Here is a 2274-nt window from a genome sequence, read left to right on the forward strand (position 1 = left end):
CATCCCCCACATCCCCCAACATCCCCACATCCCCCAGGCTAACGCCACGCTACGCTATCAGCAAGCCCTAAATATACATTTTTGCAGTTTTTGATCCTTTTTTTATTTCTTTGTTAGAAATCCGGGTTAACCCCGTAATATTTTTTAATTTTTAATTTCCTGGAGATAAATATCGTGTGTTCAGTTACAGTTATTTTGCCATAAATTAAGCAACAATGAGGATTATTGAATTCAATTCTGAGTCGGTGATGCTTTTCTTGATAACTGATATGTAGCCCTTTATATAAATTTTATGTTGCGGTTTTATGAAACCTCGAATTATTGTTTGTGGCTTAGGACGTACCGGATATAAAATCTTTCGCTTACTCAGACAACAGGGGGCTTTGGTAGTAGGTATTCATCGCAAACCTGTTTCTGGTGAACCTGCTGCTAATATAATTGTTGGTGAGTTACACGCAGCTTCTACTTTACAAGCGGCAGGAATTACAGAAGCACATACTTTGGTAATTGCAACTTCTGATGATGCTTTGAATTTATCAATTATGATGCAAGCACGGGTTCTTAATCCCCAAATTCGGATTATTAATCGGTTTTATAATACGAATTTAGGTGAACGTCTTGATCAAACTCTGTCGAATCATTTAAGTATGAGTGTTGTGGGTTTGGCAGCACCTGTATTTACCTTTGCGGCTTTGGGGAATAAGGCTATTGGTCAAATTAAGTTACTTGAGCAAATTTGGCCAATTCAAGAGGAATATATCCACGAAAATCATCCCTGGAAAGGCAGAAAAATTAGTGATTTATGGGAAGATCCCACAAGGATGCTGATTTATTATGTGGCTGTGGAAGGAAAGCTAAATTTAGTATCTGCGGTGCTGTTGGAACAACAATTAAGAGTAGGCGATCGCTTAATTATTGGTACTCAACCTCGCATTCGTCCCCAACGTAAGTCATTAGTCAGAAAATTAGTTAAAGTTTTTGCCAATATTCGGGAGTTTCAGAAACACGCCCAATCAGTTGTGGGTATGGCAATTGCTTTATTCGTAATTATTTTACTATCCACTTTTACCTATGTTGCTAGTAAACATAGTATCTCTTTTATTGATGCCTTATATTTTGCTGTTGGCATGATTACGGGGGCTGGTGGTAATGATAAGGTTGTCGAAAATGCACCAGACAGCATTAAGTTATTTACTATTGTGATTATGCTAATTGGGGCTGCGGTAATTGGGATTTGGTACGCGATGCTGACGGATTTTATCCTGGGTAGTCGCTTAAAACAATTTTTGGATGCGGCAAGAATTCCTCAACATCATCATTATATTGTTTGTGGTTTAAGTGGTATTGGCATTAGAATTGTTCAACAATTGCACCTGAGTGGACATGAGGTAGTAGTTATTGAAACGGATGCTAATAATAGATATGTGACTACTGCTAGAGGAATGAGTATTCCGGTTATTCTTGCTGATGCGAGTTTTCGGGCTACTTTACAAGCAAGTAATATTAACACTGCTACCGCAGTTTTAGCTGTTACTAATAATGATGCGACTAATTTGGAAATTGCCCTCAAGGCTAAGTCTTTAGCGCCAAAGATTCCTGTAATTGTCAACTATGCTGATCCTGATTTTGCTGGTATAGCACAACAGGTATTTGATTTTGAGGCTGTATTTAGTCCTGCTGAACTCGCTGCTCCTGCTTTTGCTGCGGCTGCTCTCGGTGGTAGGATTATTGGTAATGGGATTATTGCTGATAATTTATGGGTAGCTTTTGCAACTACTATTACACCAATACACCCTTTTTGTGATGAGTGGGTGAAGGATGTGGCTAAGTTTGCGGATTTTGTGCCTTTGTATGTGGAAATCAACCATGAAACTGTACAAGGCTGGGATTTGCTGGAAACAATTCTCGCTCCTGGAGATGTGCTGTATTTAACTATGCCCGCTAATAGGTTAAATCAGTTATGGCGAGAAGAAGGAAAGGGGATCGGGGTTTAGTTGATTTTTATTTTATGATAGTTCTTCCTTATCAAGGATAAGGATATCAAATTCTCAGCAGAAAGTCAAGACTTGATTGAGAGATTTTGGGCAACGTGAAAAAATTAGGCAGTTAGGACATCAATTAAGGGGTAGAAGCAGCTTGATAATTTATACCCATAACTATCCATATATTACTGTTTGTCCAAGTCTTCAAGAAGTTGATCAACAAAATCCCTCAACCGTTGCTGCCAATCAGGGACGGTTTTAATTTTTTCCCTGACTCCAGGTAAAACCTTAA

General features: G+C 38.7%; 1 protein-coding gene. It reads left to right on the forward strand.

The features are described from left to right. The first annotated feature begins 305 nt into the window (after nucleotides 1-305). On the forward strand, nucleotides 306-1994 hold the full coding sequence (locus IQ228_RS24945; RefSeq protein WP_168465366.1) for a TrkA family potassium uptake protein: 1689 nt from the start codon (nucleotides 306-308) through the stop codon (nucleotides 1992-1994). The last annotated feature ends 280 nt before the right edge of the window (nucleotides 1995-2274 follow it).

It is taken from the genome of Dolichospermum sp. LEGE 00246 (genome assembly GCF_015207865.1).
Taxonomy (GTDB): Bacteria; Cyanobacteriota; Cyanobacteriia; order Cyanobacteriales; family Nostocaceae; genus Dolichospermum; species Dolichospermum heterosporum.

What these genes read in the sequence shown, in the direction of transcription:
- IQ228_RS24945 (WP_168465366.1), top strand. Translation starts at nt 306, where the DNA reads ATGAAACCTCGAATTATTGTTTGTGGCTTAGGACGTACCGGATATAAA.